Source organism: Bradyrhizobium sp. ISRA436 (assembly GCF_029910015.1).
Taxonomy (GTDB): Bacteria; Pseudomonadota; Alphaproteobacteria; order Rhizobiales; family Xanthobacteraceae; genus Bradyrhizobium.
Genome location: NZ_CP094519.1, coordinates 7,032,480 through 7,053,445 on the forward strand (window position 1 = coordinate 7,032,480; position 20,966 = coordinate 7,053,445).

Here is a 20,966-nt window from a genome sequence, read left to right on the forward strand (position 1 = left end):
GCTCCTATCTGCTTTCACGGGACTTGGGTTCGTCCCCCGTGAGGTCGTAAGTCACCATCGTTTCCCCGGACTGCGGCCGTTCTAGCCATTCTTTGTGACGCATCGACAAATGGACGTCGCGGACGCCGGCGTTCCAGTGCTCGACCATTGCGACATGGGAGAAATCGTAGTCCTTGGAATTGGTCTCGTAGTTCTTGCTCTTGTAGATCAGGTGAACCACCGTGACAGTGTTCTCCTTCGAGGCCTTGCGCAACAGCTCGACCGAGGGATCGTTCTTCAGGTAGTCCGGCAGCTTGCTGATCAGGTCGCGCACCGCCATGCGGGCGTTGTGGATCTGCTTGTTCTTGTCGGTGTTCATCCGCGTCCGGCTGGAATAGCGGATGTCCTTTTCGCGCTCGGCGGCTTCCAGCAACGTCTCCGGCAGCTGGCCCCGCGCGCTGAACAGGTCGACCTGGAAGATCAGGAGATCGCGGTTGACCTCCCCGTCGAGCACGAAATCGAGTGGCGTGTTGGAGGCGATGCCGCCGTCCCAGTAATACTCGCCTTCGATGACGACGGCGGGAAAGCCCGGGGGCAACGCGCCGGACGCCATGATGTGCTCCGGACCGATTTTCTTGCCGAGCTTCTTGAACTCGTAATTGTCGAAGTAGCGGAAATTGCCCGAGGTGACGCCGACCGCGCCGACCGACAGGCGGGTCTTCAGATCGTTGATGCGATCGAAATCGACCAGGCGCTCCAGCGTCTTCTTCAGCGGCGCGGTGTCGTAATAGCTCAGCGATTGCGAACTGCCGGGCGGCCACAGCGGCGCCGGCGGAATGCGCGGCGTGAAGAAGCCCGGCACGCCGAAGGTCGCGATGATCGCGGCGCTGGTCTCGTTGAACAGCGAGCGGGCGCGCTCATGGTTCGAGACCGGATTCCAGGGCACCGGCGACGACACCATCTCCCAGAATTCCTTCAGGCGCGGCACCCGCTTGTTGGGCTCGTTGCCGGCGATGATCGCGGCATTGATGGCGCCGATCGAGATGCCCGCGATCCATTCCGGCTCGAAGCCTGCGTGACAGAGAGCCTGGAAGGCGCCGGCCTGGTAGGAGCCGAGCGCACCGCCGCCCTGGAGAACCAGCACGCGCTGCGCATGCGCCGGCGCAGAGGCTGGCGCGGAGTCCGACATGTTCATTCGAAACCGTTCGGTCAGGGAATGACTTCGGCCACACCGTGGCGGCTGTTCGCCGCGGCGTCAATCGGTCAGATGCGACGTTGGATCACGCGGAATTTATCGAGATCAGGTTGCCGCGAGAATGAGCGTCCAGAACACCTTGTATTTGGTGTTCGGAGCATAGACCGCTGCAATGCCGATCCTTGTGACACCGCTCTTCAGCATGTTGGCCTTGTGCGGCGGTGAATCGCGCCAACCCGAAAATGCTTCCGCGAGCGTGTGGTAGCCGGCGGAGATGTTTTCAACCGCGACCGTCGCGGGATACCCCCCGGCCTCCAGCCGCTTGCCGAGCGGGGCCTTCACGTCGTGATCCATCTTGTTGCGGGCGGCCATCGCCTGCGACTGCTGCTCGGCAAGCCTGACCAGGTCCGGATCGACCACGACGGTGCCGAGCCCGTTGTTCTGGCGGTATTGGGAGAACATGATCGCCGCCGCCTGGGTGTCCAGAACCGCGCCGGGCTGAGCCATGTTCATATACATGGCCGGCTCTTCCGGGATCTTGGTCTCAACGGCGCAGCCGGCAAGCACCAGAAGCCCGAAAAGGGCGACGATCGTCCGTTTCACTGAGACCCCCCCAAGGTTGGAGGGCCGTTGTTGCATGCCAACCGTGGCTGAATGGTGAACAGGGGTTGATTTTTGGCCGTCTCAACGCCGTCATTCCGGGGCGATGCGTAGCATCGAACCCGGAATCTCGAGATTCCCCGATGCGCAATTGCGCATCTGAGGTTCGCTTCGCGCCCCGGAATGACTAGGGGCTACCGCGGGGCCGCAAAGATCCGGTAGCGGCGGGGCTGCAGCGAGACGATGTCGCCGGCCCGCAGCTCGCGATCGCGGGGAGCGTCGATCTCGATCACGGTCTTGCCCTCGCTCCCGGCCAGCGTGACCTCGGCGCGCTGGATCGGGCCGAACGAGCGGACATGCCGGATGGCGCCTTCCAGCGCGCCGGCTCCTGCCGGACCGATCGCCATGTCATGGCGGCGGACAAACAGCCTCGCCGCGCCCGGCGCCACACCATGGGCCAGGAGGTTCAGCGGACGGCCATCCAGCCGCACCGCGTCGCCGCCGACATCGACCGGGAGCACGATGGATTCGCCGATGAAGCCGTGCACGAAGGCGGTCGCCGGGTTGTCATAGACGTCGCCGGGCGAGCCGATCTGCTCGATCCGGCCCTTGTCCATGACGACCACGCGGTTGGCGACCTCGAGCGCCTCCTCCTGATCATGCGTGACGAAGATCGAGGTGACGTGGATCTCGTTGTGCAGCGAGCGCAGCCATTGCCTGAGCTCCTTGCGCACCTTGGCATCGAGCGCACCGAAGGGTTCGTCGAGCAGCAGGATCCGCGGCTCGATCGCGAGCGCGCGCGCCAGCGCAATGCGCTGCCGCTGGCCGCCGGACAATTGGCTGGGATAGCGGTTGGCGAGCCAATCGAGCTGCACCAGATCGAGCAGCTCCTTGACGCGGGCGCGGATCGTCGCCTCGTCCTTGCGAATGGCGCGCGGCTGCACGCGCAAGCCGAAGGCGACGTTCTCGAACACCGTCATATGGCGGAACAGCGCGTAGTGCTGGAACACGAAGCCGACTTGGCGTTCACTGGCGCCGCGGGTCAACGCATTCTCGCCGTCGATCGTGACCTCGCCGGTATCTGGCCAGTCCAGACCGGCGATGATCCGCAACAGCGTCGTCTTGCCGGAGCCGGAGGGCCCGAGCAGCGCCAACAGCTCGCCGTCGGCGACCTTGAGATCGACATTGTCGAGCGCGGCAAAGCTGCCGAACCTCTTCACGATGTTCCTGACTTCAATCGCCATCGGGCGCCTCATTTTCATCCAGCCGCCGCTCGAGGATGGTCTTCACCACCAGCGTGATCAGCGCCAGCATCGCGAGCAGCGACGCGATCGCGAACGACGATACGAACTGATATTCGTTGTAGAGAATCTCGACCAGGAGCGGCATCGTGTTGGTCTCGCCGCGGATGTGACCCGAGACCACCGACACCGCGCCGAACTCGCCCATCGCGCGCGCGTTGCAGAGCAGGACGCCGTAGAGCAGGCCCCATTTGATGTTGGGCAGTGTGACGCGGAAGAAGGTCTGCAGGCCGGACGCGCCGAGCGAGATCGCCGCCTCTTCCTCCTGCGTGCCCTGCTCCTGCATCAGCGGGATCAGCGCGCGCGCCACGAACGGGAAGGTGACGAACACCGTCGCCAGCGCAATGCCCGGCACCGCGAACAGGATATGGACGTCGTGCGCCTGCAGCCACGGGCCGAAGTAGCCCTGCGCGCCGAACAGCAGCACGAAGACGAGGCCGGAGATCACCGGAGAGACCGAGAACGGCAGGTCGATCAGAGTGATCAGGAAGGTCTTGCCGGTGAACTCGAATTTCGAGATCGCCCAGGCCGCGATCACGCCGAACACGAGGTTGAGCGTGACCGAGATCGCAGCGACCAGCAGCGTCAGCCAGATCGCCGCCAGCGCCTCGGGCTCGGCCAGTGCGGCTAGATAAGCGCCGATGCCCTTCGAGAAAGCCGAGGCAAATACGACGACCAGCGGCAGCACGACGAACACGCCAAGGAAGGTCAACGCGAGCGCGATGATGATGAAGCGCACCGGTCCCGGCTCGGTGCGCAGATTGCGCGGCGCGGTGACCGGCTGCGCGCGAGTGATCTCCAGGCGCGGCGCCGGAGCCGCCACGCTGACGTCGGTCGCGGGCGCGTAGGTCCGCAACTGCGGCGTCGAGGAGACCAATCCCGTTTGCAACGACATCGCGGGGTCCCTCAATGCACGGGAATGCGGGCTTGGGCCCAGCGCTGCAGGCGGTTGATCAGGAAGATGATCAGGAACGAGGCCACCAGCATCACGACCGCGATCGCGGTGGCGTCGGCATAGCGAAATTCGGACAGCCGGATCACGATCAGGAGCGGCGCGATCTCGGAGACATTAGGCAGATTGCCGGCGATGAAGATCACCGAGCCGTACTCACCGATGGCGCGGGCAAAGGCGAGCGCGAAGCCGGTGAGCAGTGCCGGGATCAGGCTCGGCAGGATGACGCGGAACACGGTGTGCCAGCGATTGGCTCCGAGGCTTGCCGCGGCCTCCTCGATCTCGGGATCGAGATCGATCAAGACCGGCTGCACCGTGCGCACGACGAAGGGGATGCCGATGAAGATCATCGCGACGAAGATGCCGATCGGCGTGAACGCGACCTTGATGCCGAGTTCGGCGAGCGGTGCGCCGAGCCAGCCCTTCTGCGCGAACAGCTGCGTCAGCGCGACGCCGGCAACCGCGGTCGGCAGGGCGAACGGAATGTCGACGATGGCATCGAACAGCCGCCGGCCCGGAAAGCGGTAGCGCACCAGCGCCCAGACGATGATGGTGCCCATCACCAGATTGACGCAGGCCGCGGCAAACGACAATCCGAACGAAATCTTCAACGCACTCAGGGTGCGGCGGCTGGTGATGATGCCCCAGAACTGATCGAGGCTGAGCTCGAAGGTTTTCAGGAACAGGCCGGCCAGCGGGATCAGGATGATGACGGACAGCCATGTCAGGGTCAGTCCCATGGTGAGACCGAACCCCGGCAAGGTGCTGCGCCGTGCGACCGCTATGCTCACATATCCCCCTGTTGGCCAGTGCTTCGGGTCAGCCGATCAGTTCTTGTAGATCTGATCGAAGATGCCGCCCTCGGCGAAGTGGTCTTTCTGCGCCTTGGTCCAACCGCCGAAAACGTCGTCTATGGTGAAAAGTTCAACCTTGGCGAAGGATTTTTCGTACTCCTTGGCGATCTCGGGATCACGCGGCCGATACGAGTTGCGCGCGGCGACCTCCTGGCCTTCCTTGGTGTACCAATATTTCAGATAGGCTTCGGCGACGGCGCGGGTGCCCTTCTTGTCGGCAACCTTATCGACCACCGCGACGGGCGGCTCGGCGAGGATCGACTGCGGCGGCGCCACGATCTCGAACTTGTCCTGACCGAATTCGCGTTGCGCAAGAAAGGCTTCGTTCTCCCACGCAAGCAGGACATCGCCGACGCCGCGCTCGACGAAGGTCACCGTCGAGCCGCGCGCACCGGTGTCGAGCACGGGGACGTTCTGGTAGAGATCGGCGACGAACTTCTTCGCCTTCTCGACCGATCCGTACTTCTTCTGCGCATAGCCCCAGGCGGCCAGATAGTTCCAGCGCGCGCCGCCCGACGTCTTCGGGTTCGGCGTGATCACGGCAACGCCGGGCTTGATCAAATCATCCCAATCCTTGATGCCCTTCGGGTTACCCTTGCGCACCAGGAACACGATGGTCGAGGTGTAGGGCGAGGCGTTGAGCGGCAGCCGCTTCTGCCAATCGGGAGCGACAAGGCCCTTCGCCGCAATCGCATCGATGTCGTAGGCGAGCGCCAGGGTGACGATGTCCGCCTGCAACCCGTCGATCACAGAACGCGCCTGGGAGCCGGAGCCGCCATGCGACTGCTTGATCTCGACGGTCTTGCCGGTTTCCTTCTGATAGGCCGCGGCGAATGCCTTGTTGAAGTCGACGTAGAGCTCACGCGTCGGATCATAGGACACGTTGAGCAGCGAATAGTCGGCGGCGAAAGCCGAGCTTGCCCACAGCAATCCCGCGACCAGCGGCAGGATACGACGGATCATTTCTGTCTCCATTCAACCCGAGAATGTCGGGGAACACGCCCGGACATAACTCGCGGTGAAGTGGCCTTAAGTCAACGAAACCGCTTTTCATTGTTTGCGGCCGCGCAGCGTAGCTGTGCTACGGACCCGTCGCGCTACGAAGTCTTTGTCGTGTGACGCTTCGTTTGAGCATGATCTCCGCGCAAACGCCTTGCGCTTGTCGCGAGGCAAACCGCTTCACACTTTGCGCTAGCGCGGCTCTCGGGGTCTGGATCATGCTCTACGAAATCTTGGCCGTATGGATGCCGCATTCCGTCTTCGCCCGGCCACGCCAGCGGCCGGCGCGTGCATCCTCGCCGGGTGCGGACCGGCTGCTGCAAGGCATACACCCGACCGAGAGATAACCCGATGCGACAAGTGGATGCGGCGGCAGCTTGCCAAGCGCGTAGATCGCCTCGATCTCCTCGCGCGAGACGTTGGCAAACGGGTTGAACTTCAGCCGCGTAACGTCGTCCTCGACGACCGGGATGTCGGCACGGGCACCGCCTTGGAACCGCTTGCGGCCATTGATCCAGGCCGAGAACGGCTTCAACGCCCGCGCCAGCGGCTCGACCTTGCGGATCCGGCAGCAAGCGTCGGGATCGGTGAACCACAGCTCGCGGTCGGGATCCTCGCGCGACAGCGTCTCTTCGAGCGGCTTGATCGAGCGCACATCGGTGAGGCCGAGCGTTGCGATCAGCGTGTCGCGGTAGGCGAGCGTCTCCTCGAACAGCCAGCCGGTGTCGAGGAACACCACGGGGATCGACGGATCGACGTCCGCCATCACCTTGAGCAGCGCGGCGGACTCGGTGCCGAACGACGACACCAACGCCAAGCGCTCGCGACCGACCGTCTTCAGCGCCGTGGCGATCACCTCGGCGGGCGAAGCCGCGCGCAGCGCTTGATTGAGCGCATCGGCCGATGGCAACGTGCCGCGCGGCGGCGACGTCAACTCTGGTGCGACTATGCTCACTGGCCGGCGCTCTCCGAGTGGCGCTGCTGCATGCGGCGGTTCAGCGCGGTGACGCGGCCATCACCGGTCGGCTGGTAGAACACCGAGTAGCGCTTCATGGTCTCGGCGAAGGCATCGGCATCCGCCTCCTTCTTCACCTCGAAGGCGTCAAAGCCGGCGCGCGTCATGAACACGAACTGGTCGCGCAGCACCTGGCCTGTGGCGCGCAGCTCGCCGTCATAGCCGTGACGCTCGCGCAACAGACGCGCCTGGCTGTAGGCGCGGCCGTCGCGGAAGGTCGGGAACACCAGCGCGACCACCGCGAGACGATCGAGATACGGTACCAGCTCGTCGAGATCGCGGTTGTTCGGCCAGACCACGCCGGTCCTGCCGGAGTGGCGCAGCAGCGCCTCCGGATCGGTGAGGAACCGCTCCGCCGTGACTAGGATCGCCCCGTCACCCGGCAGCTCGGCGCCGTCGGCGACATGGACGAAGAGATCGGTGGTGATCCGCCCGTTCTTAACGAGTGGCATAGACGCGCTCCCTGAAAGGCTCGACGCCCAGACGCTTCACCGTATCGACGAACAGCTCCTCGGGACGGTCGCGCAGCGCGAGATAGGCTTCAACAATGTCTTCGATCACGTCGGCCACTTCAGCGAACGGAACGGCCGGGCCGATCAGCGTGCCCATCTGCGCGTTCTCGTCGGCGCGGCCGCCGATGGTGATCTGGTAGAATTCCTCGCCGTTCTTCTCGACGCCGAGAATGCCGATATGACCGACATGGTGATGGCCGCAGGCATTGATGCAGCCGGAGATGTTGATGTGCAGGCGGCCGATCAGGTCGGCGGTGTCATGGTTGGCGAAGCGCCGCGTCAGCTCCTGCGCGATCGGGATCGAGCGCGCGTTCGCCAGCGAGCAGTAATCCAGTCCCGGGCAGGCGATGATGTCGGTGACGAGGTTGACGTTCGGCGTCGCGAGGCCGAGCCGGTCGAGCGCCTTGAACAGCGCCGGCAGATCGCGCTTGGCGACATGCGGCAGCGCCAGGTTCTGCTCGTGGCCGACACGGATCTCGCCGAACGAATATTTGTCGGCAAGGTCGGCGATCGCATCCATCTGCTCGGCGGTGGCATCGCCGGGCGGGCCGCCGACCGGCTTCAGCGACAGCGTCACGATGGAATAGCCCTGCACCTTGTGCGGCGCCACCGAGTTCTTGCGCCAGCGCTCGAACAGCGGATCATGCGCGGCCCGCTTCAGCTCGTCCGGCATGTGCGGCAGCTTCTCGTAGGTCGGATAGGAGAAGCGGGAGCGGACCTCCTCGATGGCGGCACGATCGAGCGTGAGCCCGACATCGCCCATCTGCTGCCATTCCTCCTCGACCTCGCGTGCGAACTTCTCGACGCCGAGCTCGTGCACCAGGATCTTGATGCGCGCCTTGTAGATGTTGTCGCGGCGGCCGTACTGGTTGTAGACGCGCAGGATCGCCTCGACATAGCTCAGAATGTCGCGGCCGTGGACGAACGGCTTGATCGACTTGGCGATGAAAGGCGTTCGGCCGAGGCCGCCGCCGACCAGCACCTCGAAGCCGGTCTCGCCGTCGGCATTCTTGTGCAGGCGCAGCCCGATGTCGTGGATCTTGATCGCGGCGCGGTCGTGTTCGGAGGCGGTGATCGCGATCTTGAACTTGCGCGGCAGGAACGAGAATTCCGGATGCAGCGTGGTGTGCTGGCGCAGCAGCTCCGACCAGATGCGGGGATCCTCGATCTCGCCTGGCGCGACGCCGGCCCACTGATCCGAGGTGACGTTGCGCATGTTGTTGCCGGAGGTCTGCATCGCATGGATGCCGACCTCGGCGAGATCGGCCAGCGCATCCGGCAGCTCGGCGAGCTTGATCCAGTTGAACTGGATGTTCTGCCGCGTGGTGAAGTGGCCGTAGCCGCGGTCGTAGCGGCGCGCGACATGGGCGAGCCGGCGCAGCTGCTTCGAGGACAGCGTGCCGTAGGGGATCGCGACGCGGAACATGTAGGCGTGCAGTTGCAAATACACGCCGTTCTGCAGCCGCAGCAGCTTGAATTCGTCCTCGGTGAGCTCGCCGGAGAGCCGGCGCTTCACCTGGTCGCGGAATTCCGAAACGCGCTCGTTGATGAGCGTGCGGTCGAGTTCGTCATAAGCATACATGATCGATGAACCTTACGCCGGCACCCGGAGGTCGATGGTGACGCCCTTGGCGCGGATGTGTTCGCGGAGATTGCCGGGCCTGACCTTGCCGCCGTCCTTGAGCTCGACCGGTGCGATATAGGCGCCGACCGCGCCGACATCGTCGGCCACCGCGTCGGCCAGCAGGGCACGTGCATCGTCGGACGTGCTCACGATCGCCGCGTCGGGCAGATCGGTCGACCAGCCCTTCTGCGCGGTGCGGTACACGACGGCGCCGTCCCAGGTGCGGTTGGCGGTCACCACCGACGGCCCAGTGATCCGGATTTTCTTCTGTTCGAGCGGAGAGGTCATTGGGCAGCTTCCAGCAGTTCTGTGATGACTTGGTTGAGGTTGGATTGACGCCAGGGCGCGGAATGCGCGACCACATCGCCAATGATGAGGATGGCGGGACCGCCATCGATTTTCTTGACCAGTTCGGGCAGCCGCGCGAGCGTGCCGACCGCGGCCTTGGCGTCCGGGCGCGTCACGCGCGCGAACACGCCGACCGGCGTTTCCGGCGAGCGCCCTGCGGCGAGCAGGCCGGCGCGGATCGAGGGCGCCGCGGTCATGCCCATGTAGACGACGACAGTCATCTTCCTGTCGGTCAGCACCGACCAATCGACGACCGCGGCGTCGCGCGCCTTGTGCGCGGTGAGAAAGGTGATGCGCAGCGCCTCGTGCCGATAGGTCAGCGGCGCCTCGAACTGCGCAGCAGCGCCGAGGCCGGCCGTGATGCCGGGAACAACCGAATAGGCGACGCCGGCGTCGCGCAGCACCTCGATCTCCTCGCCGCCGCGGCCGAACACGAAGGGATCGCCGCCCTTCAGCCGCACCGCGCGCTGGCCCGACTTCGCAGCCTCGATCATCAGCTTGTTGATGGCGTCCTGGCCGATGCCGGGCTTGCCGACACGGCGGCCGACCGGAATCCGCGCGGCATCGCGCCTGATACGGTCCAGAATCTCAGGCGACACCAGCTCGTCGTAGAACACGACGTCGGCGTCCTGCAGCGCGCGCAACGCTTTGACCGTCAGCAAATCGGGATCGCCCGGACCGGCCCCGACCAGCGTCACATGCCCTTCGGCCTTGCCTTCCGGATTCGCGCCCGCAAAGGCGGCGGGATCGGCGATGGCGGTCAGCGCCTGCTCGGCCTCGTCGTTGCGGCCGGCCAGCACCAGCGCGCCGATCGGACCGTCAACAATGCGCTCCCAGAAGCGGCGGCGCAGCGAAAACTCAGGAATATGGGCGTGGATCGACTTGCGGAAGCGTCCGATGAAGCCGGCGAGATCGCCGATGCGCGCCGGCAGCACCGCCTCGATGCGCTCGCGGACGCGGCGAGCCACCACGGGCGACGCGCCGCCGGTGCCGACCGCGACCACGACATCGCCACGATCGACGATCGCCGGGAAGATGAAACTGGAATGCGCGAGGTCGTCCATCACGTTGACCGGCAGGCCAACCGCCTTTGCGCGCGCAGACATCGCGACGCCGACGTCGCCTGCACCGGCGCACAGAATGGCGATGACATCGGAGAGATCGGCCGCGAGCGGATCACCCTCGGCGCGCTCGACGCGCGCCGTTTCGCCTGCTGCGAGGCCCGCGAGCTCATGATCGCCGTCGGTCGCATACCAGCGGACATGGGCGCCCGCAGCCGCCAGCAGGCGCAACTTGGCGCGCGCAAGCTCGCCAGCTCCGACGAGCAGCACTTTGCCGCGTTGCAGATCCAAAAAGACGGGCAGGTATCGCATCAGACACTCGCTTCCCCAACTTGGGGGTTGACTGAAATTATTTTCTATTTATCTCTCGATCAAGGCCGATAAATAGAAAATTATTTCTTCTCTATTGCGGCGCAACTTTAGAATTTTCACCCCCACGGGCCAAGGGCCGATAGATGCATCTTCTCGACAACGAATCCGCCGCCGCCGCCGGATCGCGGCCCGCAGTCCTTCCGAAAGCATCTTCCGTGCCGAATTTTTCGGCCGGGCGGGATGCGCCGACGATGGATCACCTCGACGAGCTCGAGGCGCAGAGCATCTACATTTTGCGCGAGGCGTTCGCGCGGCTGAAGAAGCTGGCCCTGCTGTGGTCGCTCGGCAAAGATTCGAACGTGATGATCTGGCTGGCGCGGAAGGCGTTCTTCGGCCGCGTCCCTTTCCCGGCATTGCATGTCGACACCGGCAAGAAATTTCCGGAGATGTATGCGTTCCGCGACCACTTCGGAAAGGAATGGGACCTCGACCTGCGCGTCGAGCCCTGCCCGCCGATCGACAGCGTCGATCCGACCCTGCCGCCGGCCGCGCGCTCCGCCGCGCGCAAGACCGAGGGCCTCAAACTGGCGCTGGTCAAGCACGGCTTTGACGGACTGATCGCGGGCATCCGCCGCGACGAGGAGGCGACGCGCGCCAAGGAGCGGGTGTTCTCGCCGCGCGGCGTCGAGGGTGGATGGGACGTGCGCGACCAGCCGCCGGAATTCTGGGATCATTTCAATGCCTCGCCGCCGCAGGGTGCGCACTTGCGCATCCATCCGATCCTGCATTGGACCGAGGCCGACATCTGGGCCTACACCAAGCGTGAAAACATTCCGATCATCCCGCTCTATCTCGCCAGGGACGGCAAGCGCTATCGCTCGCTGGGCGATGCCGACATCACCTTCCCGGTCGCATCGACCGCATCCAACATCGACGAAATCCTGACCGAGCTCGACGCCACCAAGATCCCGGAACGCGCCGGCCGCGCGCTCGACCACGAGACCGAGGATGCGTTCGAGCGGCTGCGTGTCGCCGGTTATCTCTGATCTCATATTGGCGCGAGCGTTTCGATGAACATGATCCTTCCCACCGCCTCGATCTCGGCCACGCCCAACGGCACCACGCGGCCGCAGGTTCGCATCGTCATCGTCGGCCATGTCGATCACGGCAAATCCACCCTGGTCGGCCGCCTGCTGCATGAGACCGGCAGCCTGCCCGACGGCAAGCTGGAAATGCTGAAGGCGGTCAGCGCGCGGCGCGGCATGCCGTTCGAATGGTCGTTCCTGCTCGACGCGCTGCAGACCGAGCGCGACCAGGGCATCACCATCGACACCACGCAGATCCGCTTCCGCACCCGCTCGCGCGACGTCGTGCTGATCGACGCCCCCGGCCACGCCGAATTCCTGCGCAACATGATCACCGGCGCCTCGCAGGCCGACGGCGCGGTGCTGATCATCGACGCACTCGAAGGCGTGCGCGACCAGACGCGGCGGCACGGCTATCTGCTGCATCTGCTCGGCGTGAAGCAGGTCGCAGTGGTCGTCAACAAGATGGACCGGGTCGATTTCAGCGCCATCAGGTTCAAGGAGATCAGCGACGAGATTTCGGCGCACCTGATCGGCCTCGGCGTGACACCGTCCGCGGTGATCCCGATCTCCGCACGCGACGGCGACGGCGTCGCCGAGCATACGCCGCGGATCGGCTGGTACTCCGGACCGAGCGTGGTCGAAGCCCTCGATGCGCTCGAGCCGGCGCGGCCGCTGGCGCAGCTTCCGCTGCGGCTGCCGGCGCAGGCGATCTACAAGTTCGACGACCGCCGCATCGTCGCGGGTCGCATCGAGTCCGGCAGCCTCAAGGCGGGCGACGAGATCGTGATCATGCCGGCCGGCAAGATCGCCAGGATCAAGACGGTCGAGAGCTGGCCGGTGACGCCGGTCGACGGTCCGCAGACCGCGGGACGTTCGGTCGGAATCACGCTCGACCGCGAGCTGTTCATCGAACGCGGCGACATCATCGGCCATCCCGGACAGAGCCCACGCGATACCCGCCGCATCCGCGCGCGCATCTTCTGGCTGCACGACAAGCCGCTCACCAAGGGCGAGCAGATCCTGATCCGGCTCGGCACCAGGGAGAGCCGCGCCACCGTCGTCGCGATCGAGAAGGCGGTCGATCCGGGCGCGTTGTCGAATGAAGAGAACGCGGCGATCGCGCGCAACCATGTCGGCGAGATCGACATCTCGCTGGCGCAGCCGGTCGCGACCGATCCCTACACCGAGAATCCGCGCACCGGCCGTCTGGTGATCGAGGTCAACGGCCGCATCGCCGGCGGCGGCCTCGTGCTGTCGGTCGACGCCGGCCGTCCTGCCGTGCCCGTCGACATCGTGCCGGTCGAATCCGCGCTGCGTCCCGACGAGCGCTCCGCGCGCTATCGTCACAACGGCGCGGTGATCTGGCTGACCGGCCTGCCCGGCTCCGGCAAGTCGACGTTGGCACGTGCGCTGGAGCGGCGGCTGTTCAGCAATGGCGGCTCGCCGATCCTGCTCGACGGCGACACGCTGCGTGCCGGGCTCAACGGCGATCTCGGCTTCTCGCCGCAGGATCGAGCTGAGAACATCCGCCGTCTCGCCGAGGTCGCGACCCATCTCGCCCGCAACGGCCATATCGCGATCGTCGCCGCGGTGTCGCCATCGGCAGCCGATCGTGCGGCAGCGCGTCGCATCGCAGACAGCGCGTTCCGCGAGATCTACGTTGCGACGCCGGCCGAGGTTTGCGAGACCCGCGACCCCAAGGGCCATTACGCCAAGGCCCGCTCGGGCGCGCTGCAGGGCTTTACCGGCATCGCCAACGACTATCAGCCGCCGACCGGCAACGAGCTGACCATCGATACCTCGAACCGTTCGGTCAGCGACGCCACCGACGAGATCGAGCGGATGTTGGCCAGGACCGGTATCGTGTTCGACGAACTGACCGATCTCGCGGCGAATATCTGACGCCTTTGACCTGTCGTCGCCCCGGCGACAAAGGGGCCTTCTCAGAGCCGCGTTTTTAGGGCTAAAAGGGCGGTGAACGCGGCCCTTTGGCGCGTTTTTTGCTGTTTTCGCTTGAAAACGGCCTCGAAACGCCCGGTTCTTTTGAGAAAGCCCATCATGACTCGTGTCGACGCCTACGGATTGAAGATCGCCCCTGTCCTGTTCGATTTCATCGCCAAGGAGGCGACGCCCAAGACCGGGATCGCGCCCGATGCGTTTTGGGCCGGACTGGCCGCCATCATCCAGAAGCTCGGGCCGCGGAACCGCGAGCTGCTCGCCGTCCGCGACACGCTGCAGGCCAAGATCGACGACTGGCATCGCGCCCACAAGGGCAAGGCCTTCGACATCAACGCCTACACCGCATTCCTGAAGGAGATCGGCTATCTCCTGCCTGAGCCGGCGACCCACAAGGTCGAGACCGCCAATGTCGACGAGGAGATCGGCAAGATCTGCGGCCCGCAGCTCGTGGTGCCGCTCACCAATGCCCGTTACGCGCTGAACGCCGCGAACGCGCGCTGGGGCTCGCTCTACGACGCCTTCTACGGCACCGACGCGATCCCGCATGATCCGAGCGAGTCCGGCAAGGGCTACAACAAGGCACGCGGCGACAAGGTGATCGCCAAGGCTAAGACTTTCCTCGATGCCGCGGCGCCGCTTGCGACCGGAAGCCACACCGATGTCACCTCCTACACCGTAGTCTCCGGTCAGCTCTCCGCCAAGCTGAAGAGCGGCAGTGCCACCGCGCTGAAGAACGGCGCGCAGTTCGCCGGCTACCAGGGCGATGCCGCCGCGCCCAGCGCGATCCTGCTCGTCAACAACGGCCTGCATGTCGAGATCAAGATCGACCGCAACAATCCGATCGGCAAGGACGATCCGGCCGGTGTCGCCGACATGATCATGGAAGCCGCCGTCTCCACCATCCTCGACATGGAAGACTCGGTCGCAGCGGTCGATGCCGAGGACAAGGTGCTGGTCTATCGCAACACGCTCGGCCTGATGAACGGCACGCTGTCGGCGGATTTCGAGAAGGGCGGCAAGACCATGACCCGCTCGCTCAATGCCGACCGCATCTACAAGACGCCCGCGGGCGACGAGCTGAAACTGCATGGCCGCAGCCTGCTCTTGATGCGCAATGTCGGCCACCACATGTTCACCGACGCCGTGCTCGACGCCAAGGGCGAAGAGATTCCGGAAGGCATCCTGGACGCCGCCGTGGCCGGCCTGCTCGCGATCCACGACCTCAAGGGCAACTCCAAGGTCAAGAACAGCCGCACCGGCTCGGCCTACATCGTCAAGCCGAAGATGCACGGCCCCGACGAGGTGCAGCTCACCTGCGACCTGTTCGCCGAAGTCGAGAAGATGCTCGGACTACCGGAGAACACGCTGAAGGTCGGCATCATGGACGAGGAGCGCCGCACCACGGTCAACCTCAAGGCCTGCATCCAGCGCGCGTCCAAGCGCATCATGTTCATCAACACCGGCTTCCTCGACCGCACCGGCGACGAGATCCACACCTCGATGGAAGCGGGGCCGATGATCCGCAAGAACGACATGAAGGCGCAGCCCTGGATCAAGGCCTATGAGGACTGGAACGTCGACATCGGCTTGATCGACGGCCTGCCCGGCCATGCCCAGATCGGCAAGGGCATGTGGGCGGCGCCCGACAAGATGGCGGACATGCTCGCACAAAAGCTCGGCCACCCGCAGGCTGGCGCCACCACCGCCTGGGTGCCGTCGCCGACCGCCGCGACGCTGCATGCGCTGCATTACCACCAGGTCAACGTGATCGCCCGGCAGCAGGAGCTCGCCAAGGGCGGCCAGCGCGCCAAGCTCTCCGACATCCTCACCATCCCGGTGTCGCAGTCGAACTGGGCGCCCGACGACGTGAAGCAGGAGATCGACAACAACTGCCAGGGCATCCTCGGCTATGTCGTGCGCTGGATCGACCAGGGCGTCGGCTGCTCCAAGGTGCCCGACATCCACGATGTCGGCCTGATGGAAGACCGCGCCACCCTGCGCATCTCGAGCCAGCATCTGGCGAACTGGCTGCATCAGGGCGTCATCACCAAGGACCAGGTGATGGAGTCCTTGAAGCGCATGGCCGTCGTGGTCGACAAGCAGAACGCCGCCGATCCGCTTTACAGGCCGATGGCGCCCTCGTTCGACGGCGTCGCCTTCAAGGCTGCCTGCGACCTGGTGTTCAAGGGCCGCGAGCAGCCGAACGGCTACACCGAATACATCCTCACCGCGCGCCGCCGCGAGGCCAAGGCCGCGGGCTGATTTGCGCGCCCGCGACGACGTGACAAGCACAAGCCCCGGCGTGAAGCCGGGGCTTTTTTGTTGGAGATACCCTTCCGGCAGGCACCGACATCCGCTACTCCCGCGCCACCACAGGCGGGTACCCATACCTGGCACGGATACGCTCCGGCACCGGCGTGAAGTTGAGCTGCGCTCCGCGCCGGTCCGCACCTCGGCCGACCGACATCAGGCCATCCTTGCCGGCGACGATGTCGCCCTTGCGCAGGGTCGGATCGTCCTCGATCTTGATCGCGGCCAGCCCGACCGAATCCTTGCCGTTGCAGGTGCAGCCCGTAACGATCTCGTCGCGATAGCGGAATGCGTTGGGCAGTTCGGAGTATGGCTGTCCGTTTTCGGTGGCGGCGTTGTCGATGCTGCTGCCGTAGACGACCCTGGTCTCGCTCGCCGGGCAGAAGCTGCTGCAAATCTCGGCCTTGCTCGCTTTGCCGGAGGTCGAGATCGGGAAGTAGCGGCCGTCGCAGGTCCGCACGCAATAGGCCTGGCCGCCGCCAGTGCTGCCATAGCGCGGACGCTCGACCCGCGGCGCGACGGGCGCATTGCCGTCGTCGAACGGCACGCGGATGAGCGGCGGGCGTCCCTGCATCAGGCCGCCGAACAGCTCCGAGAAAAAGTCCTGGGCCTGCGCGGCGGGCGCAAGCGAGAGGCCGAACAATGCGGCCGTCCCGCGCACCCACCGCTTGGTATTCCATTTCACCATGCCGATCCTCAATACAGCGCGGACGAGACCGGGATGTTCATCGCCTGGCGACCCGAGCGCTGCGTCATCACCGTAGGCCGCGGCGACATCGGACCCGGGCGCACCGAGATCTCGGTCGTCGTCGGACCGAGCTCGCGTGCGGCGACATGCGGCCCGTTCTTCGGCAGCACCACAACCCTGGTCCCGACATTGACGCGGCTGAACAGATCGGTGACGTCCTCATTGGTCAAGCGAATGCAGCCCGACGACACGAACTTGCCGATCGTCGTCGGATCGTTGGTGCCGTGGATACGGTATTCGCTCGAGCCGAGATACATCGCCCGCGCGCCGAGCGGATTGCCCGGACCGCCCGCCATGAAGCGCGGCAGATAGGGCTGACGCTTGATCATCTCGGCCGGCGGATGCCAATCCGGCCACTCCGCCTTGCGGCTGATGCTCTGCACGCCGGACCAGGTGAAGCCCGCGCGGCCGACGCCGACGCCGTAGCGGATCGCGCGACCACCGCCGAGCACGTAATAGAGCGCGGTGTTGCCGGTGTCGATGATGATGGTGCCCGGCGCCTCGGTCGTGTTGAGCGCGACGGTGGTGCGGCGGAAGCGCGCCGGCAGAGCACCGTCCTCGGCCGCGGGATCGTTCAACACCTCGTCGCTCGGAAAGGCGCCTGATTGGGTCGACGCGTAGCCGAGTGTCTGGGGATTGGCCTGCGCGTTGGCCGCGCTGGTGGCGATGAATGGCGTCACGAACAGGACGCTGGCGAAGGCAAGAGTGCGGGCAAGGGTGCGCGTGGCGCGCGACGAAAGCCGGCGGCTGACGAGAGACTGCTGTGTCATGTGCTGCCCCTGAAGGGATGCGCATCGTGGTGATGCGATGGCGGACAAACGCGCGTTGCCGCCATGCGGTTCCGCCGCGAATCATCTCAAGGCCGCGACTGTCAACCCACGCAGCCTCACGATTCCGCGATGGAACCTTCGTCCGGATGCACCGTTGTCGTTTGGTAATTCGACGCGCGGGGCGACTTCGCGGCGCGGATGTGTTTGTCCCCGCGCGGGAGAGGTCTGGTGCGCGTCCTTCCAAGTGAACGTTTCCTCGCCGATACGCCGGAGGGCACCCCGGTCCCCGACAGCAAGGCCGAACGGCCGCCAGTGATCCGCCGCGCCGAGGTCGTGGCCTTCGCGCTGGTCGCGCTTCTCGTGATCGTCGTCGTTGTGGTGCTCTATCTGGCACGCGCATTCTTCCTGCCGATCACCATGGCCTTCATCATCGGCACCATGTTGTCGCCGGCGGCGAGCTTCCTCGAACGCTACCGGATCCCGCGCCCACTCGGTGCGGTGCTGCTCGTGATCGCGGTCGGAGCGGCGGTTGCCTTCCTGGTCGGGCTGATCTCGTCGCCGATCGTGGAATGGAGCTCGCGGTTGCCGGAGCTCGGCGCGATCCTGAAGCAAAAGCTGCACGTGTTCGACCCCCTCCTTGCGCTGTGGCAGGAGCTGCAGAGCATGGTCGGCGGCTCCGAGACGCTCCCCGCCTTCCAGCTCCCGAAGTTCGAATGGGTGCAACCGACGCTGGAATTCCTGTCACCGACCTTCGCCGAATTCCTGCTGTTCATCGCGACCCTGATCCTGTTCATCGCGAGCTGGAAGGATCTGCGTCGCACGCTGGTCATGACCTTCCGCGAGCGGCAGGCGCGGCTGCGCGTGCTGCGGATCCTGAACGAGCTCGAGACGCATCTCGGCAACTACCTGCTGACCGTGACCGTGATCAATACTGGCGTCGGTATCGTCACCGGGGCGATCTGCGCGATGACGGGCATGCCGAGCCCGGCGGGTCTCGGCGCGCTCGCCGCGACGCTGAACTTCATCCCGATCATCGGACCGGTCGCAATGTTCGTGGTGCTGGTCGTGATCGGAATCATCGCCTTGCCAACGATCGCTGCCGGACTGATCGCGCCGGCCTGCTTCACGGTCGTGACCTTCCTGGAAGGACATTTCATCACCCCGACCATCGTCGGTCGCCGGCTGTCGTTGAATGCGCTCGCGGTCTTCCTCGCGCTGGCGTTTTGGACCTGGCTATGGGGCCCGATGGGCGCCTTTCTGTCGTCGCCGCTTTTGATCGTCGGGCTGATCGTGAAAGAGCATTTGATGCCGGTCAATTCGCCGCAGCTGCCTGAAGGCTAGAAGCGCTTCAAGCGAAGTGGGCACCGGTTCGCGTGAAGAAAACGTGTCAAACGAGAATGCGCGGTTTCACGCCAGGAACTTTGCCGACAGCGAGGCGTTTTTTCAACGCAGGGTTTTTCCGAGGGTGCTTTCGATGTCGGGCACGGACAGCGCATTTGGGATCAAGAACATGACGGACAAAGCGACCTACGAACGTCTCGAGAAGGATGTCACCGCCGTGAAGAACGATATCGCCGCCCTCACCGAACAGATCACCCAAGCGCTCAATTCGTTTGCCGGCAATGCCGGCAAGCAGGCCCGCCGCCGCTACAGCGAGACGCGCGCCAACGCGGAATCCGCGCTCGACGACATGTCGGAGCGCAGCGGCGCGATGATGGGCGCGGCGCAGGATGCAGCCTCCTCGATCGAGGAAACACTGGAAGAGGTGATCACGCAGCGGCCGCTTGCGACCGTCGGCCTCGCGCTCGGCCTCGGCTTTCTGATCGGCCTCACCTGGCGCCGGTAAACGACCAATGGCTTCCGGCGAGTAAGGTCAGCGATGGCAATCATGCACAAACCACGCCTCATAGCGCGTTGGCGACGCTGGCGCGCCGCCGCGTCGTTTGTCGAAGCACTTTACAGGGCAAGGCATCGCAATGCTTCAGCGGCTGATCGATGACGTCAAGCAATCCGCCGGGAACGCCCTGCGGCTGACCTCGCTCGCCGGCGCCGTCGCGGCTGCGCTGTTCATCACCATCGTCTTCCTGTGCGCGGCCGCCTTCGTATTCGTGCTGCAGCACTACGGCCCGGTGGAGGCATGCCTTGCCGGTGCCGCGCTGTTCTTCGTGGTCACGCTGATCGCCGCCATAGCGTACACAGTGCGCAAGCGCGAGATGCGGCGGCAGGCCGAGAAGGCCGCCAAGGCTGCTGCGGCCAACGCTCTTACCGATCCGGTGGTGATCGCCACCGGCTTGCAGATCGTCCGCGCCATCGGCGCCAAGCGGCTGATCCCGATCCTGGCGGTGGGCGGCCTCGCACTCGGCCTGATGGCAAGCCGCAGCGCTGCCGGCAGCAACGAGCCGACGGAAAAGTAGCGGCCCGCGCGGTTGTTCCGGCGGATGGCCGGAAACGTCGTCGCGGATGGACCTCGATTTGGCGATTTAAAATGTCAAACAGCGCGGTGTCATCACCCGCACCTGCGGGTGATCCAGTATTCCAGAGACGTGGAGCTTGACCGACAGGCCGCGGCGTACTGGATCGCCCGGTCGAGCCGGGCGATGACAGAAGTGGATGGGAACGCAACTTTACATTCTCGCGACACGATCTGTCCGAGCTTTGCATCTCGTTCCGCCCTCTCAATCAGCAGAGGGCGCAGGGAAAGCCGGGTGCCGATCGCACCCATGGGTCCCGAGCAAATGGAAAGCTCGGGAGGTAGGACCACAGGTGAAACCGGAGCAATCCCGGCTTTCCCTGCGCGATGGGTTACGGCTTATACGTGCTCTCCCCGGCGAGACTGGGCTTTGTTGTCACCGTCATCAGCAGAGGCATAGCCTCTTGCTGACGAGACACCTGCCACTAGGGCGTCAGGCCTGCACGACTTCACCGTCCGCCTCCTGCGCCCTCGTCAGTCGCGCAGTGAGCGTCCACCGCATCTCGACCCAACACTCGTGACGATCGCGAAGCGCCCCTCAAGCGGGTGAGACGGGCGGATCATAGACTGAGTTGCATTTCCGGAAAACAGAAATATTTTCGCATCGGGGTCTTGCGCCGTCGGGCAAATCAGTGCCAGGGGCGGCGTTCCATCCTCCACCGTCGTTCCGGCAGGGCAACTGCATATGCAGATCACGCTGCGCGTTCGATGCGTGCGGTTTGGTTGGTCTAGCCGCAAACTCGTCATGGCCGGGACAAGCCCGGCCATGACGACGCGGAAACAACGTTAGCCCCTGAGGCCAGTGATGCTTTATGCGATTGCCGCGGTCGTTCCGGGGCGCGCCATTTGGCGCGAGGCCGGACTGACAA

General features: G+C 65.0%; 19 protein-coding genes. 6 read left to right on the forward strand and 13 right to left on the reverse strand.

Features of this window, described 5'->3' with window-relative positions; all coding sequences use genetic code 11:
• Positions 1-4: 4 nt before the first annotated feature.
• The 11 genes from MTX23_RS32690 to cysG all read right to left on the reverse strand — a co-directional run bounded on the left by MTX23_RS32690 (position 5) and on the right by cysG (position 10,752).
• The gene (locus MTX23_RS32690) at positions 5-1,168 is read right to left on the reverse strand and encodes a DUF3734 domain-containing protein (RefSeq protein WP_280978297.1); all 1,164 of its coding nucleotides are present in this window, start codon (positions 1,166-1,168) and stop codon (positions 5-7) included.
• Positions 1,169-1,279: 111 nt separating this feature from the next.
• A complete protein-coding gene (locus MTX23_RS32695; protein WP_280974193.1) occupies positions 1,280-1,777 on the reverse strand; it encodes a CAP domain-containing protein in 498 nt (165 codons plus the stop codon).
• Between the two features lie 191 nt (positions 1,778-1,968).
• Entirely contained in the window at positions 1,969-3,018 is a 1,050-nt protein-coding gene (locus MTX23_RS32700; protein WP_280974194.1) for a sulfate ABC transporter ATP-binding protein, read from the reverse strand.
• On the reverse strand, positions 3,008-3,970 hold the full coding sequence (gene cysW / locus MTX23_RS32705) for a sulfate ABC transporter permease subunit CysW (protein ID WP_280974195.1): 963 nt from the start codon (positions 3,968-3,970) through the stop codon (positions 3,008-3,010). Before cysW ends, MTX23_RS32700 begins: the two co-directional genes overlap by 11 nt.
• Before the next feature lie 11 nt (positions 3,971-3,981).
• Positions 3,982-4,767 (reverse strand): sulfate ABC transporter permease subunit CysT, encoded by a 786-nt coding sequence (gene cysT, locus MTX23_RS32710; protein ID WP_280978298.1) that lies wholly within the window; start codon positions 4,765-4,767, stop codon positions 3,982-3,984.
• A gap of 87 nt (positions 4,768-4,854) precedes the next feature.
• A complete protein-coding gene (locus MTX23_RS32715) occupies positions 4,855-5,844 on the reverse strand; it encodes a sulfate ABC transporter substrate-binding protein (protein ID WP_280974196.1) in 990 nt (329 codons plus the stop codon).
• A 259-nt stretch (positions 5,845-6,103) separates the two neighbouring features.
• A complete protein-coding gene (locus MTX23_RS32720; RefSeq protein WP_280974197.1) occupies positions 6,104-6,835 on the reverse strand; it encodes a phosphoadenylyl-sulfate reductase in 732 nt (243 codons plus the stop codon).
• The gene (locus tag MTX23_RS32725) at positions 6,832-7,347 is read right to left on the reverse strand and encodes a DUF934 domain-containing protein (RefSeq protein ID WP_280974198.1); all 516 of its coding nucleotides are present in this window, start codon (positions 7,345-7,347) and stop codon (positions 6,832-6,834) included. The genes MTX23_RS32720 and MTX23_RS32725 overlap by 4 nt, the downstream gene beginning before the upstream one ends.
• Entirely contained in the window at positions 7,334-8,989 is a 1,656-nt protein-coding gene (locus tag MTX23_RS32730; RefSeq protein ID WP_280974199.1) for a nitrite/sulfite reductase, read from the reverse strand. Before MTX23_RS32730 ends, MTX23_RS32725 begins: the two co-directional genes overlap by 14 nt.
• A gap of 12 nt (positions 8,990-9,001) precedes the next feature.
• A complete protein-coding gene (locus tag MTX23_RS32735) occupies positions 9,002-9,319 on the reverse strand; it encodes a DUF2849 domain-containing protein (protein ID WP_280974200.1) in 318 nt (105 codons plus the stop codon).
• The gene (gene cysG / locus MTX23_RS32740) at positions 9,316-10,752 is read right to left on the reverse strand and encodes a siroheme synthase CysG (RefSeq protein WP_280974201.1); all 1,437 of its coding nucleotides are present in this window, start codon (positions 10,750-10,752) and stop codon (positions 9,316-9,318) included. The genes MTX23_RS32735 and cysG overlap by 4 nt, the downstream gene beginning before the upstream one ends.
• A gap of 251 nt (positions 10,753-11,003) precedes the next feature.
• Between cysG and cysD the strand changes: the two genes are divergently transcribed.
• The 3 genes from cysD to MTX23_RS32755 all read left to right on the forward strand — a co-directional run bounded on the left by cysD (position 11,004) and on the right by MTX23_RS32755 (position 16,061).
• The gene (cysD, locus tag MTX23_RS32745; RefSeq protein WP_280974202.1) at positions 11,004-11,798 is read left to right on the forward strand and encodes a sulfate adenylyltransferase subunit CysD; all 795 of its coding nucleotides are present in this window, start codon (positions 11,004-11,006) and stop codon (positions 11,796-11,798) included.
• A gap of 24 nt (positions 11,799-11,822) precedes the next feature.
• Positions 11,823-13,742 (forward strand): adenylyl-sulfate kinase, encoded by a 1,920-nt coding sequence (gene cysC / locus MTX23_RS32750; RefSeq protein ID WP_280974203.1) that lies wholly within the window; start codon positions 11,823-11,825, stop codon positions 13,740-13,742.
• A 156-nt stretch (positions 13,743-13,898) separates the two neighbouring features.
• Complete coding sequence (locus MTX23_RS32755) at positions 13,899-16,061, forward strand: malate synthase G (protein WP_280974204.1); 2,163 nt, start codon at positions 13,899-13,901, stop codon at positions 16,059-16,061.
• A gap of 94 nt (positions 16,062-16,155) precedes the next feature.
• On the opposite strand, the gene MTX23_RS32760 is transcribed toward MTX23_RS32755, so the two are convergent.
• Complete coding sequence (locus MTX23_RS32760) at positions 16,156-16,797, reverse strand: DUF2865 domain-containing protein (RefSeq protein ID WP_280974205.1); 642 nt, start codon at positions 16,795-16,797, stop codon at positions 16,156-16,158.
• Positions 16,798-16,805: 8 nt separating this feature from the next.
• A complete protein-coding gene (locus tag MTX23_RS32765; RefSeq protein ID WP_280974206.1) occupies positions 16,806-17,627 on the reverse strand; it encodes a L,D-transpeptidase in 822 nt (273 codons plus the stop codon).
• A gap of 228 nt (positions 17,628-17,855) precedes the next feature.
• Here MTX23_RS32765 and MTX23_RS32770 point away from each other — a divergent pair, with 228 nt between their 5' ends.
• The 3 genes from MTX23_RS32770 to MTX23_RS32780 all read left to right on the forward strand — a co-directional run bounded on the left by MTX23_RS32770 (position 17,856) and on the right by MTX23_RS32780 (position 20,041).
• On the forward strand, positions 17,856-18,968 hold the full coding sequence (locus MTX23_RS32770; protein WP_280974207.1) for an AI-2E family transporter: 1,113 nt from the start codon (positions 17,856-17,858) through the stop codon (positions 18,966-18,968).
• Between the two features lie 133 nt (positions 18,969-19,101).
• Positions 19,102-19,473, forward strand: a complete 372-nt coding sequence (locus tag MTX23_RS32775; protein WP_280974208.1) for a DUF883 family protein — start codon at positions 19,102-19,104, stop codon at positions 19,471-19,473.
• Positions 19,474-19,603: 130 nt separating this feature from the next.
• Positions 19,604-20,041 carry a hypothetical protein gene (locus MTX23_RS32780; RefSeq protein ID WP_280974209.1) on the forward strand — a complete coding sequence of 146 codons (438 nt, stop codon included), beginning with the start codon at positions 19,604-19,606 and terminating at the stop codon, positions 20,039-20,041.
• The last annotated feature ends 925 nt before the right edge of the window (positions 20,042-20,966 follow it).

Bases quoted from the DNA above. Each gene is read 5' to 3' on its own strand.
- MTX23_RS32690 (WP_280978297.1), bottom strand. From the start codon at position 1,168: ATGTCGGACTCCGCGCCAGCCTCTGCGCCGGCGCATGCGCAGCGCGTG.
- MTX23_RS32700 (WP_280974194.1), bottom strand. From the start codon at position 3,018: ATGGCGATTGAAGTCAGGAACATCGTGAAGAGGTTCGGCAGCTTTGCC.
- cysW (WP_280974195.1), bottom strand. From the start codon at position 3,970: ATGTCGTTGCAAACGGGATTGGTCTCCTCGACGCCGCAGTTGCGGACC.
- cysT (WP_280978298.1), bottom strand. From the start codon at position 4,767: ATGGGACTGACCCTGACATGGCTGTCCGTCATCATCCTGATCCCGCTG.
- MTX23_RS32715 (WP_280974196.1), bottom strand. From the start codon at position 5,844: ATGATCCGTCGTATCCTGCCGCTGGTCGCGGGATTGCTGTGGGCAAGC.
- MTX23_RS32725 (WP_280974198.1), bottom strand. From the start codon at position 7,347: ATGCCACTCGTTAAGAACGGGCGGATCACCACCGATCTCTTCGTCCAT.
- MTX23_RS32730 (WP_280974199.1), bottom strand. From the start codon at position 8,989: ATGTATGCTTATGACGAACTCGACCGCACGCTCATCAACGAGCGCGTT.
- MTX23_RS32735 (WP_280974200.1), bottom strand. From the start codon at position 9,319: ATGACCTCTCCGCTCGAACAGAAGAAAATCCGGATCACTGGGCCGTCG.
- cysG (WP_280974201.1), bottom strand. From the start codon at position 10,752: ATGCGATACCTGCCCGTCTTTTTGGATCTGCAACGCGGCAAAGTGCTG.
- cysD (WP_280974202.1), top strand. From the start codon at position 11,004: ATGGATCACCTCGACGAGCTCGAGGCGCAGAGCATCTACATTTTGCGC.
- cysC (WP_280974203.1), top strand. From the start codon at position 11,823: ATGAACATGATCCTTCCCACCGCCTCGATCTCGGCCACGCCCAACGGC.
- MTX23_RS32755 (WP_280974204.1), top strand. From the start codon at position 13,899: ATGACTCGTGTCGACGCCTACGGATTGAAGATCGCCCCTGTCCTGTTC.
- MTX23_RS32760 (WP_280974205.1), bottom strand. From the start codon at position 16,797: ATGGTGAAATGGAATACCAAGCGGTGGGTGCGCGGGACGGCCGCATTG.
- MTX23_RS32765 (WP_280974206.1), bottom strand. From the start codon at position 17,627: ATGACACAGCAGTCTCTCGTCAGCCGCCGGCTTTCGTCGCGCGCCACG.
- MTX23_RS32775 (WP_280974208.1), top strand. From the start codon at position 19,102: ATGTCGGGCACGGACAGCGCATTTGGGATCAAGAACATGACGGACAAA.
- MTX23_RS32780 (WP_280974209.1), top strand. From the start codon at position 19,604: ATGCTTCAGCGGCTGATCGATGACGTCAAGCAATCCGCCGGGAACGCC.